Origin of the sequence: Streptomyces sp. NPDC002870, from assembly GCF_042888505.1 — a bacterium.
GTDB lineage: Bacteria > Actinomycetota > Actinomycetes > Streptomycetales > Streptomycetaceae > Streptomyces.
In genome coordinates, this window is record NZ_JBIAPW010000083.1 from 1,170 (window position 1) to 2,558 (window position 1,389).

General features: G+C 70.5%; 1 protein-coding gene. It reads left to right on the forward strand.

The features are described from left to right. Positions 1-360: 360 nt before the first annotated feature. Positions 361-1,209: a tetratricopeptide repeat protein gene (locus ACFYWY_RS38095; protein ID WP_389196082.1), complete on the forward strand. Its 849-nt coding sequence runs from the start codon at positions 361-363 to the stop codon at positions 1,207-1,209. Positions 1,210-1,389 lie beyond the last annotated feature (180 nt).

Genomic DNA, 1,389 nt, shown 5'->3' on the forward strand with positions numbered 1-1,389 from the left:
CGTAGGGACGATGACCGTGGTGGGTACCGCGGGCAGCGTGACGACCGCGGCTCTCGCCCCAGTGGTGGCGGTGGCGGCGGGTTCCGCCGTGACGACCGTTCCGGCGACAGGGACCGCGGGCCCCGTCGCGATGACGACCGTGGTGGACGTCCCAGTGGTGGACGTCCTACTGGTGGCGCCGGCTACGGGAGCCGTGACGACCGCGGCGACCGTGGTGGATACCGCGGGCCGCGTGACGACCGACGTGACGACCGGCGTGACGACCGCGGTGGTTATCGCGGGTCCCGGGACGACCGTGGTGGCAACGGACGGCGCGACGACCGTGACCGTGACCGCGGCGACCGCGAGCCGATCAAGCGGCTGCCGATTCCCGAGGACGTCACGGGCGACGAGATCGACAAGGACGTACGGCAGGAGTTGCAGAGCCTGCCCAAGGGCCTTGCCGAGGACGTCGCCAAGAACCTCGTCATGGTCGCCAACCTGATCGACGAGGACCCGGAGCAGGCATACGCGTACTCCAAGGTCGCGCTGCGGCTTGCCTCGCGTGTCGCTGCGGTGCGTGAGGCAGCGGGCTTCGCCGCGTACGCGACGCAGAAGTACTCGGAGGCACTGGCCGAGTTCCGGGCGGCCCGGCGGATGACCGGGAGCGTTGAGCTGTGGCCCGTCATGGCGGACTGCGAGCGTGGGCTCGGGCGTCCCGAGCGGGCGATGGCGATGGCCGGTGAGCCCGAGGTGCAGAAGCTCGACAAGGCGGGTCAGGTCGAGATGCGGCTGGTCGCGGCCGGCGCGCGCAGGGACATGGGGCAGATCGACGCAGCCATCGTGACCCTGCAGAGCCCCGAGCTGGCGTCCAACTCCATACAGCCCTGGACCCCGCGGCTGCGCTACGCGTACGCAGATGCGCTGCTGGCGGCCGGGCGTGAGGCTGAGGCGCGTGAGTGGTTCGCCAAGGCGCTCGAAGCGGACAAGGACGGGGCGACCGACGCCTCGGACCGGCTCGCCGAGCTGGACGGTGTGGAGTTCGTCGACGCCATCGACCCGGACGAAGCCATTGACGCCGACGACGCCGAGGACGCGGACGACGCGGACGACGCGGACGACGCGCATGACGCCGACGATGCGCATGACCCGGACGACGCGGACGACGACGCCGCCGCGCACGACGCCGACGACGCGGACGACGACGCCGACGGTGACAAGTCCGAGTAGCACGACGTAGCGACGAAGGGCGGCACCCCGAGTGGGTGCCGCCCTTTCGTATGTCCCTATGCCCGATGTCCCTATGCCCGGATGTCCTAGTAGGACTCCGTTAGGTTGCTCTGGCTCTTGGGTTCTGGCTGGTGGTGGATGTTCTGGGCAGGGGGCGGTGGCAGGTGGTGCAGGTGCCGG